Raw genomic sequence first — 21,529 nt, forward strand, 5'->3', positions numbered from 1 at the left:
AAAGGAAACCATCATTGGGATTCACAAGCTATCTTTACATCATATTTATAAATGTACCTGCGGTCTGTAAGATGCACTTGCTGCACTGCCGGGATAAATTGTGACGGTTAGAATCATTCTAACCGTCAGTTTGTCATCCCTTACAGCTGAATGTGATGGTTACATCGATTCTAAGGGTTACTTTTCGGCCGGGCGTTCGAAAAAGTAACTGTTTGAGCCGGAAATCCTGTTCTCTAAAACTTAAACTGGTTCACAGAGTTCTGAAGATCTTCGGCCAGCGAGCTCAAGGACTTGGCGGAAGAATCGATTTCTTCACTGGAAGCCGACTGTTCTTCCGATGCCGCCGCCACATTCTGGGTGCGTCCCGCATTATCTCTTGAAATCTGGGCGATGTCCTGGAAGGAATCCGATACCTGCTGGGAACTGGCCGCAATTTCTTCGGAAGTGGCCGCCATCTGTTCAATCTGTTCGGCCACCGCTCCGATATAACTTTGAATTTCTTCAAAGCTCTTCTGGGAGCCGTCCGCCAGGGTCAATCCTTCTTTCACTTCACTGCTCACCTGTTCAATGGACTTCGTGGAGTTCTCGATGTCGTGCTGGATATCCTGAATAATATGGGCGATCTGCTGGGAAGAGGACTGGGACTCTTCGGCGAGCTTTCTGACCTCTTCGGCCACCACGGCAAATCCTTTGCCGCTCTCTCCTGCACGTGCCGCTTCAATCGCTGCATTGAGCGCCAGGAGATTGGTTTGTTCCGCGATATTGGTAATGACCTGCAGAATATTTTCAATCTCTTTGGAACGCTGGTTCAAGGACGTATTCACTTCATTGGAAGACTGAACCGATTCATCGATGGAGCGCATCTTATTCAGTGTCTCTCCCACATTTTCTCCCCCGTCTTTGCTCTTTTGCAGAGCAGACGATGCATTTTCGGAAACAGATGCCGCATTTTCAGCCACATCCTGAACACCTTGGGACACTTCGTCCATTGTCTGCACGCTTTCATTAATCCGTTCGGTCTGCGATTCGGATCCGGACGCCACTTCCTGAATGGAATTGGATATCTCCTCCGAAGCACGACTCGCTTCTTCCGATCCCGCCTGCAGCTGTTCAGAGGAAGAACTTACCATTTCCGCACTCTCTCTCACCTGATACAGCAGCCCTCTTAACTGCTCTTTCATGGTGTTCACATTCTCGGCAAGACGGCCTACTTCATCTCTGGATTTCACCTGTATGTCTTCGCCGGTCAAATCACCACCGGCAACAAGCTGTACCTGTTCACTTACTTTGTGGATCGGCCGGCTGATGGAGCGGGCAATGAACCAGGCCAGTACAATGATGAGGACAGCCGCCGCTGCAATCATCAGCCCCGCCTGCAGCTGCAGCGAATCAGTAACATGAAGCACCGTGCTCATCGGGACGGCAAAATACAAGCCGTACTGCGCCATGTCGACCGGAGCATGGGCAAGCACCTTATCCTGGCTCTGCAGCACTTCCGAGCCGATATTCGTTTTTCCTTCTTCCAAACGCTGCCGGTATTCCTCACTAATATCTGCTTCGTCGAGTGACTGACCCATCAGCTCTTCGTTCTGATGAAGCTGAATGGTATTACTGTTATCGACAAGAATCGGCGCAAGGCCCTCTTTCTTCAAATTGTCTTCTGATAAAAACTGATTAATTAATGCCTGAAAATTTGCCACTGCGCTCAGTACGCCAATCACATTGTCCGACTCGTCATACACTGGTGTAGCGAGCACGATAATCCGGTTGCCGGTCGCCTTGGATTCCAGCACATCAGAAATCGCATTTTCTTCTTCCATAGCCTGTTGATAATACGCTCGTTCACTAAGATCAAGCTGACCGATATTGTCTTCTGTCGTATCGGCACGTACAATCCCTTCAGCATCCGTAAAGACCACATTCTCATAGGACTCATCGCTGTCTTTCAGAATCCGGACCATCCGCATCTGCCGTTCTTCTTCCGCCGACATAACCTCTTCGGTCTGCGCCATCAGCTGCAGCTCTGACATTCGTTTATCAATCCACTGCTCCATGCTCTCGGATGTCGTATCCGCCAGCGACTCCAGATTTTCTCTTTCCTTTGCAACAATTTCGTCTGTGCTCGTGTCGTAGATAAAAAGACCGATGGCAATCGTCGGTATCAATCCCACCAGAAGCAGATAAAGCATCAGTTTATTTTTCATTGATCCCCTTATCGTCAACCAGCTTGACCGCTGTTCCTGTTTTTCTTTTTTCCTCACTTTGGCTCCCCCTTATGGAAAACTGAATAAATTTTCTATCCGTTTTATCGGCATAAAGTTCTAAGATTAAAGATTTACACGAAATAAATAAATTTTTTTGTTTTTTTGTCGAAAAATAACCTATATTTATCTTGAAGGGAGCAAGTGGATGATGAATGTTCATGAAATGAATCCCGTCAACTGCGGGGATGATACGCAGTTTGCGGAGATAGAAATCACCCAGATCCTCTTTGCAAATTAGGATAACTGTCAAAAGTAACTGTAAAAATATAGATATTACCGACGCAGTATTCGTCTTCTATTAAAAGTCAAACACTTCGCCCGCCATTATTCTTCGTTAAATAATATAACAACATTGCCGGAACCCCCGTCTTTCCGCCATCGCTGCAAGAAAAGATTTCCACATGTTCGAAACACCGATTTGTCAGTTATATTCCCATTTGATTATGAGGATACTACCTAATACATTCTTTATTACGTTGTCTAACTATGTCATTTTAAACAAAATAGTTTGTTTAAAATTGTCGTTAACAACAAAGAAATAAAAATGTCTAAATTGTAAGATTAGTCTAACGACGTTACATCACTACTATTTTCTACTATTTCATAAGGGGGATTACAATGAAAATTCCAGCAAAACTTGCGGGAACAACAGCTTTTGCCTTGATGCTTACATTAACTGCATGCGGCGGAGGCGGACAGGAAGAAAGCGAAGGCGGCACGTCCGGAGATTCAGGCAGCGGAGGATATAACAACATGACCATCACATTCAGTCACAACCAGCCTGAAGACAGCCCGGAACACACCGGAGCCGTTGCATTTAAAGACCACATCGAAGAAGCGACAGATGGAAGTGTCACGGTAGATCTCTACCCGGCTTCACAGATGGGCAGCCTCCGTGAACAGGTGGAAGGGACGCAGCTTGGCGAAATTGACATCACTATGCAGCCATCTGCTGTCGTCACCCCGTTTGTCGATTCGGTTAAACTCATTGACCTGCCTTACCTCTGGCCGGCAAGCAATGAACAGAAATACGAAGTCCTTGATTCCGAAGTTGGGGAAGAATTACTCGGTACATTGAATGAAGGCGGCTTCGAAGGCCTTGGTTACTGGCCCGGTGGATTCAAACTCTTTACCACGAGCGGCACAGAAATTCACGAACCTTCCGATTTCGAAGGGCTCACAATGAGAACGATGGAATCTCCCGCTCTCATCACACAATATGAAGAATGGGGCGGCAGTGCAGAACCGGTCGCCTACGCAGAAGTCTATAACGCCCTGCAGCAGGGAGTCGTAGACGGCCAGGAAAATCCGCTTCAGACCATCTACCTGAACGACTTTCATAAAGTCCAGGACTACGTCGTCGAAAGTTATCACGGCACCATGACCTATCTCTTGATGGCTAACCAAAGCTGGTTCAACGGCTTGAATGAACAGACACAGGAAGCCGTTAAAGAAGCAGAGGCAGCAGGCGTGGAAGCGGCCCGTGAAGATCTTGCCGCCACCGAAGACGAATACCGCCAGAACATTAAAGACTCGGAGGCAGAATATTATGAGCTGACCGAAGAGGAAATCGCGAATTTCCGTGAAGCCTCCCAGCCGATTCATGATGAAATCGTCCAGGACGAGTCCCAGCAGGAAATTCTCAGTAAACTGAAAGAAAAAATCAACGAAGTACGGAGCGAATAAATAAAAGACGCAGAGAACCAGTACGCTGATAGGCTGCTGGTTCTCTGTTCCCTATACGAATGTTGTGAAAGGAGGCCCGTCATGAACGCTTTACAAAAAGGTCTGCACTATTTTTATAAAGTAGAAGAGGCGGTCATCGCCCTTCTGATTATCATTGCGACAGCGGTTTTGTTCTTCAACGTCATCATGCGGTTCGGCTTTGACACCAACGCCAGCTGGGCCAACGAACTGATTCGGTATGCCATGATCTGGATTACTTTCATCGGAATGGCGATCTGTTTCCGTAAAGGAGTTCACGTCGGCATTGATTTTATCCTTCATTACTTATCCAAGCGTGCCACGAAAGTACTGCAGCTCATCGTTCATGTTCTTTCCATTCTGTTTCTGATTTTCCTGGGGTATTTCGGAATGGAACTTGTACTCTTTTCCATGAATACCGGTCAGATTACCCCATCTCTTGAAATCGCCATCTACTGGGTGTACCTGATCATCCCGATTGGATGCCTGCTCTCCATTCTTCATCTTGTGACGCTTTCGATTCAACTGCTCATGGAGAAGGACGAGCCATCCTTGAACAACATGACGGAAGGAGATTCCGTATGATTACATTACTGATCATTCTTATCCTTGCCCTGTTATTCATCAGTGCCCCGATTTTTGTATCACTCGGCCTGGCTTCGTTTCTCAGTGTGCTGTTCCTCAGTAACACGGAGCCGATGATACTCGTGCAGCGCATGTTTGCCGGGCTCGACCAGTTTGCCTTGATGGCCCTCCCGTTTTTCATTCTTGCTGCCAATATTATGGAAGGCGGCGGCCTGTCCGACCGGCTTCTCCGCTGGGCCCGCGCGCTTGTCGGTCACCTTGCCGGCGGTGTTGCGATGACGACCCAGGTGTCCAGCATGTTTTTCGGAGCTCTGTCGGGATCAAGTCCGGCTACCGTTGTTGCGATTGGTAAAATTATGTACCCCGAGCTCGTGCGCCGGAAATATGATCCTGCCTTTGCGGCCGGACTGCTGGCATCTGCCGGATCGATTTCCCTTATTATACCGCCGAGTATCACGTTGATTGTCCTCGCTTCCGTCGTGACGTCGGTTTCGGTCGGTGAATTATTTACCGCAGGCATTGGGGCGGGGCTGATTTTTGGCATTGTGACAATTCTCTATATTTATGTTTATTCAAAAAAACAGAACCTTCCCCGGGACAAAAAGGCCACCTTCCGGGAACTGATGCAGGCAACGGTGAAAGCGTTCTGGGCGCTTTTGATTCCTGTTATTATTCTTGGCGGGATATACGCCGGTATTTTCACACCGACGGAGGCTGCCGGAATATCTGCGGTTTATGCGCTGATCATCAGTGTGTTTGTGTACCGGGAAATGACATGGAAAAAATTCTATGACGTCTGTGTCGAGTCTGCCGTGACATCCGCCCAGGTGCTTGTACTTGTCGCCTCCGCGCAGATTCTCGGCTGGCTTCTGACGAGATCAGGTATCCCGCAGCAGATCGCCGGTTACGTCACCGAACACGTCGGTTCGGTCCTTTTGTTTCTTCTGCTTATCAACATTGCCCTGCTTGTCATGGGAATGTTCATGGAAGGCATTGCCGCTATCATCATTGTGGCGCCTCTGATTTTCCCGGCAGCAGCCGGTCTCGGAGTGGATCCGGTCCACCTCGGCATTCTGATGATCTGCAACCTTGCCATCGGGATGTACACTCCGCCGTTTGGTATCAATATCTTCGTCACCCAGACGATTTCAAAATTGAACATGGTGGAAATGATTCCCGGTCTGAAACGATTTCTGGCCGTTCAGATTGCAGCACTTTTGATCATTACCTATGTTCCGGAATCAGCACTGTTTCTGCTCCATTTATTTGACTAAGACATGAATTGGTGGGAATAAAATGACCATATCGCTGCAGGATGCCATGAAAATAGGAGGACTCCGCGAATGCCGGGTGATAGCCGGATACCAGGGACTTGATGCCGAGATCCGGTACGTCACCATTATGGAAGTTCCTGATATTGTCCGCTGGCTCAAGGGCAATGAACTGATGTTAACCAGCCTGTACCCTATTAAAGACGATCCCGAGGCTCAAAAGCAGCTGATCAAGCAGCTTCACGAAAAAGGAACATCGGCGCTTGCGATTAAACCGAACCGTTTCGTGGAAGATATCCCGCTGCCGATTCTTGAAGAAGCTGAAAAATACGGCTTTCCAGTTATTGAAATCCCGGAGCCGGTCAGCTATCTGGATATACTGTCTCCGGTCATGAATACGATTTTCGACCGGAAAGTCGTGCTTCAGGAAGATCTGGAGGAAGCGTACCGGCTGTTAAACGAAGTTTCCTTAAATGAACCAGGAATTCAATCTCTGATTGATATTTTAACGCATTTGACAAAACATAATATTGCTATCGAAAGTCTTGTCTCTTTTGTGGACACACCGCTTTTAAACAGTCCTTTTCAGGATTTCAAGCATCAGCAGATCGAGGAGCTCGAACACGTGCAGCGGCCGATCCGGCTGAAACGCAGGCACGAAGAAGCAGGACCGGTCAGTTGTATTACCGCCCCCATTATTGTGGACGGCACATTGTACGGAGCCATTTCCAGCTGGGATGACGCGCAGGAACACATTGAAGCGGATCTTGCCATTCTCGAACGCGCCTCGTCGGTGCTTGCTCTTGAGTTCATGCGCCGGAAGGTCCGCTATGAGGTCGAGCTGCAGTATAAGAGTGATTTTTTCCGGGCATTGTTCAGAGGCAGCACATCCCATACGAAAGATCTGGAAGAAAAAGCGCGGGGATACAATATTCTTCCGGAACGGTGCTATATGTGCTGTGCCGTTTATTTTGAACAGGCAGACACAGCAGGAACCTTTCTTACCGATCATATGACAAAGCTTGAGATGATTATTCATCACATCGAACCGCACGCGGTCGTTGGAATGATGCATCACGTGCTTTATATTCTCTATCCGACGAAAGGAAAAGGAGAAGAAAGAGCGCTGATTGACATGAACCGTTTCATCCGTGAATTCGAGAAAATGTTTGCCAAAACACCGTTTGCCGGGACCGGCAGAGTCAGCAGCAACAGTTTCAGCGAACTCCAGGAATCGTTTGAACAGGCCGAAACGGCTTTGTCGATCAGCCGCACTCTTCACCTTCAGGACAGCCGCCCGGTGCATTACGATGAACTCGGCGTATATCGTCTCCTCGCGCAGGTAAGTGAAGAGGAGGAGCTGACCAGATTTTACACCGAAACGGCCGGTCTGCTCGCCGAATATGATGATAAGCACAATCTCGAACTCATCCGCAGCGTGGAAGAATATTTTTATCATAACGAATCCGTGTCAGCAGCAGCGGAAAGCCTGTATATCCATGTGAACACCCTGAAATACAGACTTCAGAAAGTAAAAACATTAACCGGCTGGAGTCTTCAGGATTCCGAAGGAAAATTAATGATCCAGCTCGGTTTAAAGATCGGGCACTATATTCATCATGGTTATCGCCAGCGATAAAAAAGAAGTCTATATTATGTCTGTGAAACCGAGGTTGTCCAAGCCGTCAGAATATTAAAATGTATATATAGACTATAAAACGGTTATTACACGATAGGCATGATATCGATTCTTATAAGAAGAGGTGGACATGATGAGTTTGGAACGTATCGATGAGTGGCTCGATCAGGTGAATCAGATAGGAAAAACTTCCGCTCCCGGTCTGTATCGTCTTGCGTACACTAAAGAAGAACAGGACGCGCTGGATATCTTCCGCGGGCTCTGTGAAAAGGAAGAATTGAGTGTACGTGAAGATGCGGCCGGTAATCTGATCGCCCGCCGGGAAGGAACAGCTGATGTTCCTGCGGTTGCTATCGGCTCTCATCTGGATACAGTCTACGCCGGCGGACAATATGACGGTACACTGGGTGTCCTCGCCGGTCTGGAAGTCATCCACCGCTTGAATGAGAAAAACATCCAGACTACACACCCTGTTGAAGTCATTGTATTCCGGGCCGAAGAGTCTTCCCGGTTCGGCACCGCCACGATCGGCAGTAAGCTGATGAGCGGAAAGGCGGATCCTGCGAAGCTTGCGTCCCTCAAAGATAAAGATGGAATCACGTTTCCTAAGGCTGTAGAACAGGCAGGTTTTTCATTCGAACAGCTCGCTGAAGCAAAGCGGCCGCAGACAGACATCAAAACCTTTATGGAACTCCATATTGAGCAGGGGCCGGTGCTTGAAAACAAGCAGCTCCCGGTTGGTATTGTGACAGGTATCGCGGCCCCGCTCCGGCTGCGCGTACTCGTCGAGGGAAAGGCGTCCCATTCGGGCACAACCAGTATGGATATGAGAAAAGATGCTCTGCCCGGTGCTTCTGAATTAATCCTTGAGCTCGAATCCGCGGCCCGGAGCGAAAAAGATAATCACACGGTCGCCACGGTCGGCAGCATTGAAGCTTCTCCCGGCGCCATAAACGTCATTCCGGGAGAGTGCCGCTTCGACGTTGATATTCGAAGCACTGATACCGCTTCCCGCGAGCGGGTGTACCAGCGCTTTGTACAAGCCGCCGGGCATGTGGAGCAGACACGCGGACTGTCCATCCAGATGGAGACACTGTCAGAAGAATCACCGGTTCCTCTTTCATCCCGGATTCAGGACTGCTTGAAAGAGGAATGCACGAACCTGAATCTGACCCCGGTTTTTATGCCGAGCGGTGCCGGGCATGACGTGATGAACATGGCGCAAAAGTGGCCGTCCGGTCTTCTTTTTGTCCCGTCGGTTAACGGACTCAGCCACCATCCGGAGGAATTCACTGCGCTGACTCATGTGGTGGAAGCCGTGGATGTTCTCGAACAAGCGGTACGCACCGAGGCAGATGAAGGCCGTACTAAAAAATACGTGGAGGTGAGATCATGATGAAGCAGCACCTCCTGCCCATTCTTACCAATGTGCAGGTCTCCAAGCGGTACTGGCATATGACAATCGATACGTCCGGAATGGCCGACGACATCGAACCCGGCCAGTTTTTTCATATCCGTTGTTCCGATGGAGCATTCCCGTTTCTGCGGAGACCTTTCAGTATTTACCGGATTAACCGGGAAGACGATACAATCGAGTTTCTGTACCTTGTTAAAGGAGAAGGCACGAAAGATTTAACAAAAAAGCAGCCCGGGGATACTGCTGACCTTCTCGGCCCGCTCGGCTACGGTTTTAAGCTGGACCCCGGGTACGATGAGATCCTTCTTACTGCCCGCGGCGTCGGCATTGCAACACTTGCCGCTCTCGCCCAGGAAGCCGGACGCAAAGGCGTGCGCTGCACCGCCATATTAAGTGCCCGTTCGAGAAATGATCTGCTTGCCGCCGAGACCCTTCAGGATTTCGGAGCGGAAGTTCACAACGTCACCGAAGAAGAAGGCACGAGCGATGTGGACTCTGTGGAAACGAAGATGCGCGATATCATCGAACGAAAAGACGTGGACGCCCTGTATACGTGCGGATCACGCCGGCTCTCGCGCCTCAATCAGCGGCTTGCCGCTGAATACGGACTCCCCGGTGAAATTGCGTTGGAAGAACAAATGGGGTGCGCCATGGGGGCCTGTTTTGCCTGCGTCTGTGACCTTGAGGAGGAAGAAGGGAAATACCGCTCGGTGCGTGTCTGCCTGGAAGGACCGGTATTTCCGCTTGAAAAGGTGGTGATTTCATGACCTCGGAACGAAGCCTGCGTGTATCCATCGGTTCTCTCACTCTCTCAAACCCTGTCATGCCCGCATCAGGAGCATTCGGTCCGGAAATGCACGAAGCTCTTGATTTTAACAGCATCGGTGCGATTGTTCCAAAGAGTATTACGAAGTATCCACAGCCGGGCAACGATACCCCGAGAGTATGTGAAACCCACGGCGGTATGATCAATTCGATCGGCATTCAGTCCAAAGGGCTGGACGCTTATCTCAGCAAAACCATTCCGGAGTTTTCCGCCTACGATGTGCCTTTAATCTCCAGCATCTCCGCGGAATCCATCGAGGAATTCGTTGAGATGTCCGATGTACTTGGTAATCATCCCGATATTGATGCACTCGAGTTGAATATATCATGTCCGAATCTGAAAGGAGACGGTCATGCCTTTGGAATGGACGCTGATGTAACGTATGAGCTGATGCAGCGGGTACGGAAGGTAACAGATGTTCCGCTGATCGCCAAGCTCACCCCGAATGTGACGAGTATTCAGGAGATTGCAAAAGCGGCGGATGCAGGCGGTGCGGATGCGCTGACCGTTGCCAATACGATTCTTGCCATGGCAATCGATACCGAATCGAGAAAACCGATGGTCGGCAATGTCATGGGAGGTCTGTCCGGTCCTGCGGTGAAACCGATTATGGTACGGATGATTTATCAGACCGCCCAGGTGACCGACCTCCCGATTATCGGATGCGGCGGCGTGATGAACGGAAACGACGCCATCGAGATGATGATCGCCGGCGCTTCCGCGGTGCAGGTCGGAACAGCAAGTTTCATCACCCCGACCGCTCTCACCGATGTCATCGAAGAAATTCGTGATTATATGGAGCGCCATGATATCATGAACATTAACGATCTCACCGCAGCGGTGGAGGTCTAGAAACGAAAGCTTCCGCCGAGGTGGAAGCTGTTTCTTCCCCTATTCTCATACAGAAAGGATGATACATGTTGGCATGGCAGCAGCGTATTAAAAACGGCACTATTGTAACAGGAAAAGAAACGTATCAGGCGGATATTTATGTGCAGGATGATAAGATTGCAGCGATTACAACAGAGAAACTTCCGGGGGAAATCGATGAAGACATCGATGCTTCCGGGAAGCACGTATTTCCCGGTTTCATGGATACCCATATTCATTCGCGTGATCCAGGCCCCACCCACAAGGAAGATTTCACACATTCCACCAGAGCCGCAGCAGCAGGCGGTCTTACGACAGTATTTGAAATGCCGAACACGAATCCCCCTGTTAATGACGCCGCCCATTTTGACAGCCAGCACGAGCATCTCGGAACTCAGGCAAGCGTGGACTTCGGGCTTTGGGGCATCTGTCTTGGCCATCTAAACGAAGAACATATCCCGGATCTTCACGACAAAGGCGTCATCGCATTTAAATTCTTCTGGGGCTATGCGGTTCATGCAGAAACGTATCAGCTGATGTATAACTACAAGCCCGGCATGGAAAACGTTATCCCGCCGTTTCATGACGGTGAAGTATACAAAATGATGGAAAATGTCGCTAAAACCGGTCAGGTGTTTGCCGTACACGCTGAAAACAACGACCTTATCCAGACGCTCACGTCACGGGTGGAAGAGCGAGGCGGCTCCACGTATGAAGACCTGCTCGAAGGCCGTCCGGCGCTCGCAGAAGTATTGACGGTTCAGACCGGCATTCAAATGGCACGGGCCACCGGCGTCCGTTTTCACGTGCTCCACGTCAGCGCCGGCGAATCCGTCCGCCTTATCCGTAAAGCGCAGCAGGAAGGGCTTCCTGTCACTGTTGAAACATGTCCGCATTTTCTGTTCTTATCGGCCGAAGACTTCGACCGGGTCGGACCGAAAATGAAAGTGTATCCGCCGGTCAAACATAAATCGGATCAGGAGGAGATCTGGAGAGGCATCGCCGACGGTACGATTTCCCACGTATGCTCCGACCATGCCCCGCATACGCAGGATGAAAAAGACGGCAGCCTCTGGTCGATACCGGCGGGCATGTGCGGCATCGAAACACTTGCCCCGCTCATGCTGAATGCGGTAAGTGAAGGACGCCTTTCCCTTCAGCGCGCCGCCCAGCTGCTTTCCGAAAATCCAGCCCGTCTGTTCGGTATCGCTCCGCAGAAAGGAACGATGCAGCCCGGGTCGGACGCTGACTTTACCATTGTCGATATGGACAAAGAAGGCACGATTCAGCAGGACAACCTCCACAGCAAGAGCAAAATGACAGCCTACGACGGTTTTCCAATCAAAGGATGGCCGGTACAGACGATTGTGCGGGGCCGGACTGTCATGAAAGACGGAGAGATGGTGTCAGAAGGGCACGGCACGCTCATTCAACCAACAAGCACAGGGCAGACGGTACATGGCATATCCTAATTCAACGTCCAAGCTGATTCAGAACCACCGCTCCATCCGGCGTTTCAAAGAAGATCCGGTGCCTGACGATATGCTTGGGGACATTATACGTTCCGCCCAGTGGGCCCCTTCATCCCACAACGTGCAGGCATACACGATCATTTCTGTCACCGATCCCGCTGTCCGAAGCCAACTGGAAAAGTGGTGCGGGCCGCAGCGCTACGTCGGCTCCGCACCGGTATTTCTCGTCTTCACCGCTGATTTTCACAAACATGAAATGATCAGTGAAGAACAGGGGACAGCTTTTGAAATGGAGGAATCCGAAAATGTACTTGTTGGTGCAGTCGACGCCGCTCTCGCCGCTCAAAATGCTTTCATTGCCGCTAAATCGTACGGTCTCGGCGGTGTCATGATCGGCGGCATCCGCAATCGCCCGTATGACGTGGCGCGGCTTCTTAAGCTGCCGAAGTGGACCTTTCCTGTCATGGGGATGTGTCTTGGCTTTCCGGAGCACCTCCCCGGACAGAAACCACGGTTCCCGCTATCCGGTGTCCGGCATGAAAACCAGTATGACGAGCAGCGGATCGAGAACGCGCTTTCGGTGTTTGACGCATCCACCCGTGAGTATTACCAAAACCGTCCGTCCAACCCGAAATCACAAAGCTGGACAGAACAGATGGCCTCCTACCTCTCGGCTCCCCGCCGCCCGCAGATGACCGATTTTCTGAAAGATCAGGGGTTTACTTTAAAATAAAGGAGAATGCAGCTTGAGCGGACCCATTACCCTTACCGCAGCAGGAGACTGCTTTATTACAAGAAGACTTCCGGAAAAAGCACCACAGGCCGCAGCACTGCAGCGATTTTTCATGCAGGCGGATGTGCGTTTTGCCAACCTTGAAGTCACGACACATAACCGGGAAGGTATTCCGTCTCCTGTCAGCGGTGGTACATGGGCCATGGCTGAACCCGGCGTGCTGGATGATCTCTCTTTTTACGGATTTAACATGCTCAACGGTGCCACAAACCACGCGCTTGATTACCTGTACACAGGACTGCGCGCTACCGAAGAACATGTGAGAAGCCGGGGCTTCGTTTATGCCGGAACGGGCACGAACCTCGCCGACGCCTCGTCCCCTGCCTATCTTGAGACACCGAATGGGAGAGTCGCTTTGATTGCCTGCACGTCGACTTTTTTTGATTTCTGGGCAGCCGGAGACCAGGGCCGGGACATGGCCGGACGTCCCGGGGTTCATCCGCTCCGTTTTCAGACGGTTCACCGGGTAAGCCGGGAAGACATGGATGCACTCCGGCGGATTGCGCGTAAGACGGACGTGAACGCTGATGCCAATCTCGCCGTAAAAGAAGGATTTCTCCCTCCGCCGGATGATAAACGGCTGAAGCTCGGTGATCTTGCATTTGAGGAAGGTTCTCCCTCCGGAACATACCGCACCCCGCACCCGGGAGATAAAGACCGCCTTCTACGGAAAGTGGAAGAAGCCGGGCGGCAGGCGGACATTGTTATTGTCAGCATTCACTCCCACGAAATGGACGGCGAGGACAAAGCCGCTCCCGCTGATTTTCACAAAGATCTGGCGCATTCGCTGGTGGATGCCGGGGCCGACAGTATTATCAGCCACGGCCCCCACATTCTCCGCGGGATTGAACTGTATCAGGGTAAACCCATCTTCTACAGTCTTGGCAACTTTATTTTTCAGAATGACAGCGTTACGCACCTTCCGCCGGATTTCTATGAAAAATATTCGCTCGATGACAAGGCGGGAATTGCCGATGCGCTCGACATCCGCAGCGATTACGGCCGCAAAGGGCTTGGCGTGAATCCTGATGTGTGGCGCTCCGTCGTGCCGTACTGGGAAATGGAAAACGGCCGGCTGACGAAGCTCACTCTGCACCCGATCGAACTTGGGTTTCATCTGCCCCGCTACAGGAAAGGCTGGCCCGAGTTTTCCGAAGACCAGAGTATTCTGGAAGACCTCCAAGAACTGTCCGCCCCATTTGGGACAAAGATAACTATCAACAAAAACGGAGCCGGAGAAGTACAGGTATGATCCTGCTTCCCCGGCTCTTTTTGTTACAACTCCTGTTTCAGATCAAATTCTTCCACGAATTCATCGTAATCTATACCTATTATACCACAGTACCGCTTTACACTTCCGAAAAAATCGAAATGTTCGTCCACCGGCTTGTCTCTGTTTTCAGAATAGTACAACAATAACTCATACAACTCCTTGAAGGCCTGTGCTTTCGTCATCTGTTCACTCATTCAGCTTCCTCCTTATGAAAAATATGAAAAAATCCTGATGATTGATGTTATCTCGCTCTATCCCCCGGTAAAAGAGAGATGAAAAAGAAGGATAGAGGTCTCAGTATAACATAAACACCAGGATCCATGACACAAACCTATTGAAAGGGTCTGATTATATTATCCCACACAGACAATGCTTTCTGAATGTTCACGCAGCTGTAAATCTAACCTGTTCCTTGTTTTCGGAAACATACCGGAGGGGTCAAGATGAAACGGACATCGTGCTGCTTCGACCGGATGCTTGGACTCCTGCCAGGGAGAGGCCTACTTCTTCGCCGATCGAAACGTGAACGTCCGCTGGAGCATGAACTGTCCATTGATGCCCCTCTACATCGACAACATAATGCATTTCTTTCCCCTGGTACTGGGAATTGATGACCTTCCCTTTCAGACCTCCCCCTCCTTCATTCAACTGAAACTGTTCCGGCCGGACCGGAAACGTGCCGTTTTTTATAAACGTGGAAGCGATCCATGTGCCGGGCCATGAAATGGAGGAATCTGATAGGGGATGGAACCCTTCTTTTGTCCAGGTGCCGGGGACCATATTCGCTTTTCCAACAAACCGGGCGGTGAATTCGGTACGGGGAAAACGATAAATATCGTGTGGACTGCCCATCTGTTCTATCGTTCCATGATTCATGACAATGATACGGTCAGCCATGGCCAGAGCTTCCGCTTGATCATGGGTAACGTAGACAATCGACGTCCCTGTTTTTCGGTGAATAGCCTGAATTTCTCTACGCATCTCCATACGAAGGCCCGCGTCCAGGCTGCTCAGCGGCTCATCCATCAATAGCAGCGAAGGCTGCGCAGCAACTGCTCTGGCAAGAGCCACACGCTGCTTCTGCCCACCCGACAACTCATTTGGCATACGGTCAGAATAATCTTCGAGTCCGACCATCTCGAGCATTTCCTTTACCCGCTCTTTTTTTTGTTTTTTGAATGGTTCCGGGACATATTTATGATGTTCAAGCGGAAACTGCACCTGTTCTTTCAATTTCATATGCGGCCACAGGGCAAAGGACTGAAAAACCATGCCGATGTTACGCTTCTCCGGCGGTACCATCCGCCCCGGCTCAGCTGTCTCGATCCCATCCACTTTTATACTTCCAGCCGTAGGTGTTTCAAATCCGGCAAGGAGCCGCAGCAGCGTGGTTTTGCCACAGCCGGACGGCCCCAGAATCGCAATGAATTCGCCGTCTTTTACTTCCAGATCCACTGAAGACAGCGCGACGGTGTCCCCAAATGTTTTTCTCACATCCTGCAGTACTGCGCTCATATCTTCACCACTTTCTTCTTCCAAATCTGATGGGCAAGCAGTAACGAACCTATTACCGCCAGCATAAGAACAACCACGACAGCGGAAAATGCGGTGGAATAGTGCGTATATCCCGCCTGTTCGAAATCAAATATCGTCACTCCGATCGTTTCATTTCCTGCCGACATCAACAAGGACGAAACAGTAAGCTCGGTAAACGAAGTTAAAAACACGAGCATGGTTCCGCTGATCAAACCGGGAAGGAGGAGGGGGAGCATAATTTTTCTCCATTTGGTAAATCCCTTGGCTCCGGATACATGCGAGGCTTCTTCCATCGAAACATCCACCTGCATCAATGCCGTCATGCTGCCCCGCACCTGCAGAATCATAAACCGGGTCACGTAGGCAATCATTAATATACCAATGCTCCCGTAGATTCCTGGATTCCAGCCTGGAACCGGCTCCATCCAGGCAAATATCATCGCAAGAGCAAGGACGATGCCCGGCAGTGCATACGGAAGGCCCGTCACCAGTTCTGCCCCCCGTGTGAGGGCAGAAGGTCTGCGCACCCGGTAATAAGCCAGAATGGTTCCTGCAATCAACGCCGTCCCCGCTGTCCATAAAGCGAGCAGCAGACTGTTTCCTATCGCTCCCTGCGTTTTCCCGTTTTCAAACAAGATGTACGTGTAGTTGGAAAACGTGATGGTCTCTAAGCTGAAATCCACCCCGTACGCGGAAAGCAGCGAAGAAGATACCATGGACGAGAGCGGAACAAAGCTGATGAAGACAAGGAATACCCACACTACTGTTTCTACCGGCGTCCGCCAGAGACCGAGGGAAAAACGCGGTCTCGTTTCTTCATGTGCTGTCTCCAGCTGCCGCGATTTTCGTAAAAGCAGCCACTGCAGAAACGTTCCAAGGAGCGCAATGATCCCCAGCAGAACAGACAGTACAGATGCGCGGGCAAAGGCAGAAGGCCCGATACCAACAACCTCCTGGTAGATGGCAGTGCTTAACACCGTAATATTTCCCGGAATGCCGAGAAAGGCCGGAATACCGAAATTATCCAGGTTCGCAAGGAAAGCAAGCAGACCGCCCCCGGCAATACCCGGCAGAGCAAGCGGCAGGGTAATTTTCCGAAACACGGCGCCTCTTCCCGATCCGGAAGCTCTCGCCGCTGATAACAATTCCTGCGGGATTTTCCGGAGGACCGCCACGGTAAAAAGGTACACCAGCGGATAGTTCGACAAACCGAGCATGAACATCATACCGGGCAGGGTGTATAAGTCCGGGGCCTCCAGATGGCCGGGGAGCCATTGAAGAACACTCGAAAACCAGCTGGAGTTACGGAAAAGCTGGGTCCAGGAAAGTGTAATGATATACGACGGGATGATGAAAGGAAGCATCACCATCACATGAATCAGTTTTTTCGCACGGATATCACTGTACGTAACCAGCCACGCCATAAACACTCCAAGCACCAGCGCCATGATGGTGGATCCCAGTACCATCCAGAATGTATTCTGCACAACTATCCACGTTCCTGCGTCTGATAGTACTTCGCGGTAATGCTGCCATGTCGGAACAGCGTCTTCGGTGAAACTGAGCCACACGAGACGAGCGATCGGCAGTACAAAAAAGATAACCAGTATGATGAACGTAACGGCCGCTATGATTCGTTTCCACCCCGGGGTACGGGCAGAAAGCGCGGAAAACCAGGAAGCAGGTCCTCCCTGGTTGTTTCTCGCTGTATGATCCATGTCACGTCACTCCCTACTCCTGCTCTCCAACAATATCAGCAAATTGCTGCTTATCCTGCCCGCGGGTTTCAAGAAGCTCCTGCACGTCGTGGGAGAGAACATTCAACTCATCTACTGTCTTCAACCCTTCAGGAGCGTCTACTCCTTCTCTGATCGGCGTATAGCCTATTTCCGTTGAAACGTCCTGCCCCTGCTCGGAAAGAACAAAGTCTACAAAGGCCTTGGCCGCTTCCTCGTTATCTGTTTCGTCCATAATTCCAATAGGCTCGGTAATGACCGGTACGCCTTCATCCGGGTACACCAGCTCAACCGGTGATCCTTCCGCAGCTGCACGGGCGACGATGAAGTCTACGACCATGCCGTATGATTTTTCACCTGCGGCTACGGACTCCAGTACGCCGCCGTTCCCCTGTACCACGCTGACATTGTTGCTGCTGACATTTTCGAAAAAGTCCCAGCCGAACTCCTCTTTGCGGCTCATCACACCGACATTGTAAGCGGCCGCACCGGAGTACAATGGACTGGGCATGATGCTTTCCCCGGCTGCCGCTTCTTCGGTAAGTACCTTCCAGGAGCTTGGAGTTTCTTCCACATTGTCTGTATTGACGGCCAGAATAGTGGACATGATTTTCGTTCCGTAGTATTGATGATCCGGGTCAACAAAATCATCCGGTATCCCCTCTGCTTCCGAAGACTCATAAGACATCAGCATGTCCTGTTCCTTCAACGATTCAAACGTCACCGAATCCGCCACGAGCATCACATCGGCCTGCACATTGCCCGCTTCTTTTTCAGCCTGCACCTTGCTGATGACTTCTTCGGTGCCGGACCGGTAAACCTCCACATTGACATCCGGGTATTCATCGTTAAAAGCAGAAATAAGAGCGGTCGCGTCCTGATCCGGCTGCGACGTATAAAAACTTAAGTTCCCTGAAATATCCGATGTTTCCGCCCCTGCTCCGCTGCTTGTGTCATCGTCTGCTCCGCAGGCGGCCATCAGGCCCATTGTTACCGTTCCAAGTAGAAGTGCTGACATGCGTTTCATGTAAGTGGTCCTCCTTTAGTTATAAAAAAACTATCATTAGAGTGGATACTTTCCTTTTGAAACTTTTTTAAGTAATCAAGATGGCTGGCCAGCTTCTCTGCCCCCGCACCTTCTTCAAACCCTTCCAGCACAACCGGCAGCTCCGTATGTTCCAGAAGAGACATCAGGTGGAAAAGAGAAAGGTGCCCCTCCCCCAATCCAACGTGGTACACTGTTTGCGACGTATCACTCAGATGAATCTTGTTGATACGGTTCATTCTTTCAAAATAATCCGCCGGGTCCCGCTCCGCCGGCACATGCGCTGCATCAAACGTCACTTTCACATCGCCAGGCATGCTTTCTGTCAGGTGATTCATGTCACCGGGCGTGCAGAATAATTCTTTCGGTTTTTCCTCCATATGTTCGACAGACAAGGTGCAGCCATGCCTGCGGGCTTTTTCATTCAGACGGTACAATTGTTCCTTTATCATGTCTGTATGCCATGAGGCCATGGTGGATGGTATCGTCTGATGTCCCGGATGAACCGTTATGTTTGGTGCTTCCACCTGCTCCGCCAGTTCCATCGAACGACATATCTGTTGATACGAGGCTTCCCGGATCTCCTTATTGATCGATGCCGGATTCAAATCCCAGCTTGGAGCATGGAGCGTGCAGGTGATACGGGAGTCTTTCGTCCAGCGCAGAATGTCGTGGACGGATTCTTCCTGGGCCCAGATATGTTCCGCCCATAGTTCCACTCCTTCAAACCCCTGCTTTGCTGCCTGTTTGATGATGTCGCGAAACGGAGTCCCCCACATCAATGTCGAAGAAAAATAAAGCCTGATCCCACTCTCCCCCTTTGCCGTTATATATTTTCAACCGTAATAATCATGCTACAACAAAAGTATTAACCTTTGATGAAACAAGTAATAGCTTTCTGTAAAGGAAGATGAAGATGTGTTAACATTTTCTGATTGCAAGGTAGAAAGGGTGGTGCTGAGGGGTAAGGGCTGTGAGGATGTGCGGCTGTGAGGATGTGCGGCTGGTGGACACTATATGGCCTGGGCCGGTCTTTAGTATCCACCAATCCTTGTTTTGTGGACACTAAGTAGTCGGCCCGCAATATTAATGGTTACGGACAGCGGCCGGGAACCACTATTTCCAAAAAGAAGTACCTTAGTCTCCATGAATCGGTGTTTCATGGACACTATCCTCTTGTTTCAAGCTGCTAATGGACGCAGTTCCCTGTGCGGATCAAGGCTTCTTTTTTCCATACAGAACAAGCAGCCATTCTCAGACCGGTATCAGGGCAAGATGGTCGATAGGCAGCGGCTTACGACCGTTTACGGGATAAAACGAAGCAGCATTGGTCATTAGAAACCTCTAACGACCAATGCTTCCCTGCTGCAGCGTTCTAATGGCTCTTAGGACCGTTCTATCGACCATCTCTGGCAGCCACCTGATCCTGTAGTGACTGATAGCGGAACAAACGGGCGCTGAAACCGGCCGGTCCGGATCGTAATAAAAATACTTTCTCTATAAAAAATGCTCCCGGCTATCGTTTATGATAGTCGGAAGCATGTCGTGCTCTTTATCGATTACAGCGTCAAAGCCTGTGACTTTTATCCACGTTTCTTATCGGATACACCGTCCATAATCAGCCATACGGCCGCGATGACGTGCATGATCCAGCCGACAACGGGAATCAACCCGATTACGGATGCAACAAGACCAAAGATATTCGGTGCTTTTGACCTGCGGTACACAAACATAATCGCTATAGCGATAAGATGAAGAATGAAAGCTGTCCAAAGTGCACTGTAGCCGCTGAATACAACAATACTGCCTCCGATAATCGGGATGGCAAGCAGTGCTTCGAATCCGCCGGTTATAAATTTCGCGAGAGCCGGTACCATTTTCTGAAAAACCTCCTTCTGTACAAAACGTGCTTCCCTTCTTACGTTACCCGGAATACTCAGGTTTCACGCTTTTATTTTATGTGACAGATTTCCTCATGGTTCACGCGGAAAATTGTCATGAAAAACCCCTGAGCAAAATGGCCCAGGGGTGATGGGGAGTTACAGGTTGATCGATACATCCGCTTCTTCACGGAGACTTTGGACGAGAGACTGAGCAGCCTGGGATTCTTTCTGGCTGACGAGCTGCTCTTTAAGTCTTGGTTTCATCTCTTCAAAGGAAGGGACGCTGGACTGGCTGCTGCTTTCCTCGCTGCTGCCTTCGCCGCTCTCACTTTCACCGCTTCCTTCGCTGTCCCCGCCGCTTGCCTGCTGCTGTTGCTGCTGCTGGGATTTAACTTGATCGTAGAGGTTTCTCATTTCTTCCTCGGACGGCTGCACGTCGCCGGCTTCTTCTGAGATAAGCTTATTCAGCTTCACCTGCTGCGAAAGCTGGTTACGTACCTCTTCTTCGCTCATGCCCTGCTGCTCCTGAATCGTGGAAAGGAACTGCTCTTGGGAATCTACACTGCTGTTTTGTTCTACCAGAGTGCTGAGCTGATTATTGACTTCTTCCTCGGAAGCCTCGATGTTACGATTGGACGCTTCCTGAATCAGAAGTTCCTGGCCGACCATGCTGTCTGCCGTCTGCTGTTTGAGCTGATCCTGATTTATTTCCTGGCCGCTCATCTGAGCCTGAAGAGCCTGCTGCTGAAATTGTGATTGATATCTTGTTTTAAATTCTTCACCGGTGATTTCCGTGCCGTTGACCGTGGCTACGGTATCGGGAACATTATCAAGTTCAGGTTCCGGCATGGAGGACTGCTGCGAGCTATTTCCATTTCCTGAATCCGAAGAGCCGCTGCCATCTGAACTGCTGTTACTGTTTTCGCCGTTGCCGCTGCCGCTGTCTTCGGACTGCTCTTCACCGGAATTTTCCTGATTGTTTTCACCGGAAGAGTCATCTCCACCGCCACATGCTGCCATGATGGAAACAAACAAAGCAAGGGAAAAACCGAATAGTACTTTTTTAATCAATGTCATTCTCCTTTTTCTACTGAATTTATACTGATGTTCCTGAAACAAACGCATTGCGCTTACGCCGTTACATTTTATTACGGCGCCGACCCTGCATGCTTCATCCCCCCAAATAATCGAACAACCTTTTCATCATGTTTCTAA

At 50.3% G+C, this 21,529-nt stretch carries 19 protein-coding genes; 10 read left to right on the top strand and 9 right to left on the bottom strand.

Annotated features, from left to right (window positions below; all coding sequences use genetic code 11):
* Positions 1-233: 233 nt before the first annotated feature.
* The gene (locus ACFSUB_RS10360) at positions 234-2,204 is read right to left on the bottom strand and encodes a methyl-accepting chemotaxis protein (protein WP_380713099.1); all 1,971 of its coding nucleotides are present in this window, start codon (positions 2,202-2,204) and stop codon (positions 234-236) included.
* Positions 2,194-2,424: a hypothetical protein gene (locus ACFSUB_RS10365; RefSeq protein WP_380713100.1), complete on the bottom strand. Its 231-nt coding sequence runs from the start codon at positions 2,422-2,424 to the stop codon at positions 2,194-2,196. Before ACFSUB_RS10365 ends, ACFSUB_RS10360 begins: the two co-directional genes overlap by 11 nt.
* 458 nt (positions 2,425-2,882) lie before the next feature.
* Here ACFSUB_RS10365 and ACFSUB_RS10370 point away from each other — a divergent pair, with 458 nt between their 5' ends.
* The 10 genes from ACFSUB_RS10370 to ACFSUB_RS10415 all read left to right on the top strand — a co-directional run bounded on the left by ACFSUB_RS10370 (position 2,883) and on the right by ACFSUB_RS10415 (position 14,093).
* Positions 2,883-3,950, top strand: a complete 1,068-nt coding sequence (locus ACFSUB_RS10370) for a TRAP transporter substrate-binding protein (RefSeq protein ID WP_380713101.1) — start codon at positions 2,883-2,885, stop codon at positions 3,948-3,950.
* Positions 3,951-4,031: 81 nt separating this feature from the next.
* Positions 4,032-4,553: a TRAP transporter small permease gene (locus tag ACFSUB_RS10375; protein WP_380713102.1), complete on the top strand. Its 522-nt coding sequence runs from the start codon at positions 4,032-4,034 to the stop codon at positions 4,551-4,553.
* A complete protein-coding gene (locus tag ACFSUB_RS10380) occupies positions 4,550-5,827 on the top strand; it encodes a TRAP transporter large permease (protein WP_380713103.1) in 1,278 nt (425 codons plus the stop codon). The genes ACFSUB_RS10375 and ACFSUB_RS10380 overlap by 4 nt, the downstream gene beginning before the upstream one ends.
* A gap of 22 nt (positions 5,828-5,849) precedes the next feature.
* Positions 5,850-7,463: a PucR family transcriptional regulator gene (locus ACFSUB_RS10385; protein ID WP_380713104.1), complete on the top strand. Its 1,614-nt coding sequence runs from the start codon at positions 5,850-5,852 to the stop codon at positions 7,461-7,463.
* A 130-nt stretch (positions 7,464-7,593) separates the two neighbouring features.
* Positions 7,594-8,859 (top strand): M20 family metallo-hydrolase, encoded by a 1,266-nt coding sequence (locus tag ACFSUB_RS10390; protein ID WP_380713105.1) that lies wholly within the window; start codon positions 7,594-7,596, stop codon positions 8,857-8,859.
* Positions 8,856-9,647, top strand: a complete 792-nt coding sequence (locus ACFSUB_RS10395; protein ID WP_380713106.1) for a dihydroorotate dehydrogenase electron transfer subunit — start codon at positions 8,856-8,858, stop codon at positions 9,645-9,647. Before ACFSUB_RS10390 ends, ACFSUB_RS10395 begins: the two co-directional genes overlap by 4 nt.
* Positions 9,644-10,558: a dihydroorotate dehydrogenase gene (locus tag ACFSUB_RS10400; protein WP_380713107.1), complete on the top strand. Its 915-nt coding sequence runs from the start codon at positions 9,644-9,646 to the stop codon at positions 10,556-10,558. Before ACFSUB_RS10395 ends, ACFSUB_RS10400 begins: the two co-directional genes overlap by 4 nt.
* Before the next feature lie 65 nt (positions 10,559-10,623).
* Positions 10,624-12,048 carry an allantoinase AllB gene (gene allB / locus ACFSUB_RS10405; protein ID WP_380713108.1) on the top strand — a complete coding sequence of 475 codons (1,425 nt, stop codon included), beginning with the start codon at positions 10,624-10,626 and terminating at the stop codon, positions 12,046-12,048.
* The gene (gene nfsA / locus ACFSUB_RS10410; RefSeq protein WP_380713109.1) at positions 12,035-12,781 is read left to right on the top strand and encodes an oxygen-insensitive NADPH nitroreductase; all 747 of its coding nucleotides are present in this window, start codon (positions 12,035-12,037) and stop codon (positions 12,779-12,781) included. Before allB ends, nfsA begins: the two co-directional genes overlap by 14 nt.
* A 13-nt stretch (positions 12,782-12,794) precedes the next feature.
* On the top strand, positions 12,795-14,093 hold the full coding sequence (locus ACFSUB_RS10415; protein ID WP_380713110.1) for a CapA family protein: 1,299 nt from the start codon (positions 12,795-12,797) through the stop codon (positions 14,091-14,093).
* 23 nt (positions 14,094-14,116) lie between these two features.
* Here ACFSUB_RS10415 and ACFSUB_RS10420 read toward each other — a convergent pair whose 3' ends face one another.
* The 7 genes from ACFSUB_RS10420 to ACFSUB_RS10450 form a co-directional block, all read right to left on the bottom strand.
* Positions 14,117-14,308 (bottom strand): hypothetical protein, encoded by a 192-nt coding sequence (locus tag ACFSUB_RS10420; RefSeq protein ID WP_380713111.1) that lies wholly within the window; start codon positions 14,306-14,308, stop codon positions 14,117-14,119.
* Between the two features lie 244 nt (positions 14,309-14,552).
* Positions 14,553-15,629, bottom strand: coding sequence for an ABC transporter ATP-binding protein (locus tag ACFSUB_RS10425; protein ID WP_380713112.1), 1,077 nt, complete (start codon positions 15,627-15,629; stop codon positions 14,553-14,555).
* On the bottom strand, positions 15,626-17,368 hold the full coding sequence (locus ACFSUB_RS10430) for an ABC transporter permease (protein ID WP_380713113.1): 1,743 nt from the start codon (positions 17,366-17,368) through the stop codon (positions 15,626-15,628). Before ACFSUB_RS10430 ends, ACFSUB_RS10425 begins: the two co-directional genes overlap by 4 nt.
* Positions 17,369-17,381: 13 nt before the next feature.
* Positions 17,382-18,413 carry an ABC transporter substrate-binding protein gene (locus ACFSUB_RS10435; RefSeq protein WP_380713114.1) on the bottom strand — a complete coding sequence of 344 codons (1,032 nt, stop codon included), beginning with the start codon at positions 18,411-18,413 and terminating at the stop codon, positions 17,382-17,384.
* Complete coding sequence (locus ACFSUB_RS10440) at positions 18,410-19,210, bottom strand: sugar phosphate isomerase/epimerase family protein (RefSeq protein WP_380713238.1); 801 nt, start codon at positions 19,208-19,210, stop codon at positions 18,410-18,412. Before ACFSUB_RS10440 ends, ACFSUB_RS10435 begins: the two co-directional genes overlap by 4 nt.
* A gap of 804 nt (positions 19,211-20,014) precedes the next feature.
* Complete coding sequence (locus ACFSUB_RS10445; RefSeq protein WP_380713115.1) at positions 20,015-20,308, bottom strand: hypothetical protein; 294 nt, start codon at positions 20,306-20,308, stop codon at positions 20,015-20,017.
* Between the two features lie 162 nt (positions 20,309-20,470).
* Complete coding sequence (locus ACFSUB_RS10450; RefSeq protein WP_380713116.1) at positions 20,471-21,391, bottom strand: SurA N-terminal domain-containing protein; 921 nt, start codon at positions 21,389-21,391, stop codon at positions 20,471-20,473.
* Positions 21,392-21,529 lie beyond the last annotated feature (138 nt).

It is taken from the genome of Salibacterium lacus (assembly GCF_042684865.1).
Classification (GTDB): Bacteria; Bacillota; Bacilli; order Bacillales; family Marinococcaceae; genus Salibacterium; species Salibacterium lacus.

Coding starts and splice junctions, on each gene's coding strand:
- ACFSUB_RS10360 (WP_380713099.1), bottom strand. CDS start 2,204: ATGAAAAATAAACTGATGCTTTATCTGCTTCTGGTGGGATTGATACCG.
- ACFSUB_RS10365 (WP_380713100.1), bottom strand. CDS start 2,424: ATGAACATTCATCATCCACTTGCTCCCTTCAAGATAAATATAGGTTAT.
- ACFSUB_RS10370 (WP_380713101.1), top strand. CDS start 2,883: ATGAAAATTCCAGCAAAACTTGCGGGAACAACAGCTTTTGCCTTGATG.
- ACFSUB_RS10375 (WP_380713102.1), top strand. CDS start 4,032: ATGAACGCTTTACAAAAAGGTCTGCACTATTTTTATAAAGTAGAAGAG.
- ACFSUB_RS10380 (WP_380713103.1), top strand. CDS start 4,550: ATGATTACATTACTGATCATTCTTATCCTTGCCCTGTTATTCATCAGT.
- ACFSUB_RS10385 (WP_380713104.1), top strand. CDS start 5,850: ATGACCATATCGCTGCAGGATGCCATGAAAATAGGAGGACTCCGCGAA.
- ACFSUB_RS10390 (WP_380713105.1), top strand. CDS start 7,594: ATGATGAGTTTGGAACGTATCGATGAGTGGCTCGATCAGGTGAATCAG.
- ACFSUB_RS10395 (WP_380713106.1), top strand. CDS start 8,856: ATGATGAAGCAGCACCTCCTGCCCATTCTTACCAATGTGCAGGTCTCC.
- ACFSUB_RS10400 (WP_380713107.1), top strand. CDS start 9,644: ATGACCTCGGAACGAAGCCTGCGTGTATCCATCGGTTCTCTCACTCTC.
- allB (WP_380713108.1), top strand. CDS start 10,624: ATGTTGGCATGGCAGCAGCGTATTAAAAACGGCACTATTGTAACAGGA.
- nfsA (WP_380713109.1), top strand. CDS start 12,035: ATGGCATATCCTAATTCAACGTCCAAGCTGATTCAGAACCACCGCTCC.
- ACFSUB_RS10420 (WP_380713111.1), bottom strand. CDS start 14,308: ATGAGTGAACAGATGACGAAAGCACAGGCCTTCAAGGAGTTGTATGAG.
- ACFSUB_RS10425 (WP_380713112.1), bottom strand. CDS start 15,629: ATGAGCGCAGTACTGCAGGATGTGAGAAAAACATTTGGGGACACCGTC.
- ACFSUB_RS10430 (WP_380713113.1), bottom strand. CDS start 17,368: ATGGATCATACAGCGAGAAACAACCAGGGAGGACCTGCTTCCTGGTTT.
- ACFSUB_RS10435 (WP_380713114.1), bottom strand. CDS start 18,413: ATGAAACGCATGTCAGCACTTCTACTTGGAACGGTAACAATGGGCCTG.
- ACFSUB_RS10440 (WP_380713238.1), bottom strand. CDS start 19,210: ATGTGGGGGACTCCGTTTCGCGACATCATCAAACAGGCAGCAAAGCAG.
- ACFSUB_RS10445 (WP_380713115.1), bottom strand. CDS start 20,308: ATGGTACCGGCTCTCGCGAAATTTATAACCGGCGGATTCGAAGCACTG.
- ACFSUB_RS10450 (WP_380713116.1), bottom strand. CDS start 21,391: ATGACATTGATTAAAAAAGTACTATTCGGTTTTTCCCTTGCTTTGTTT.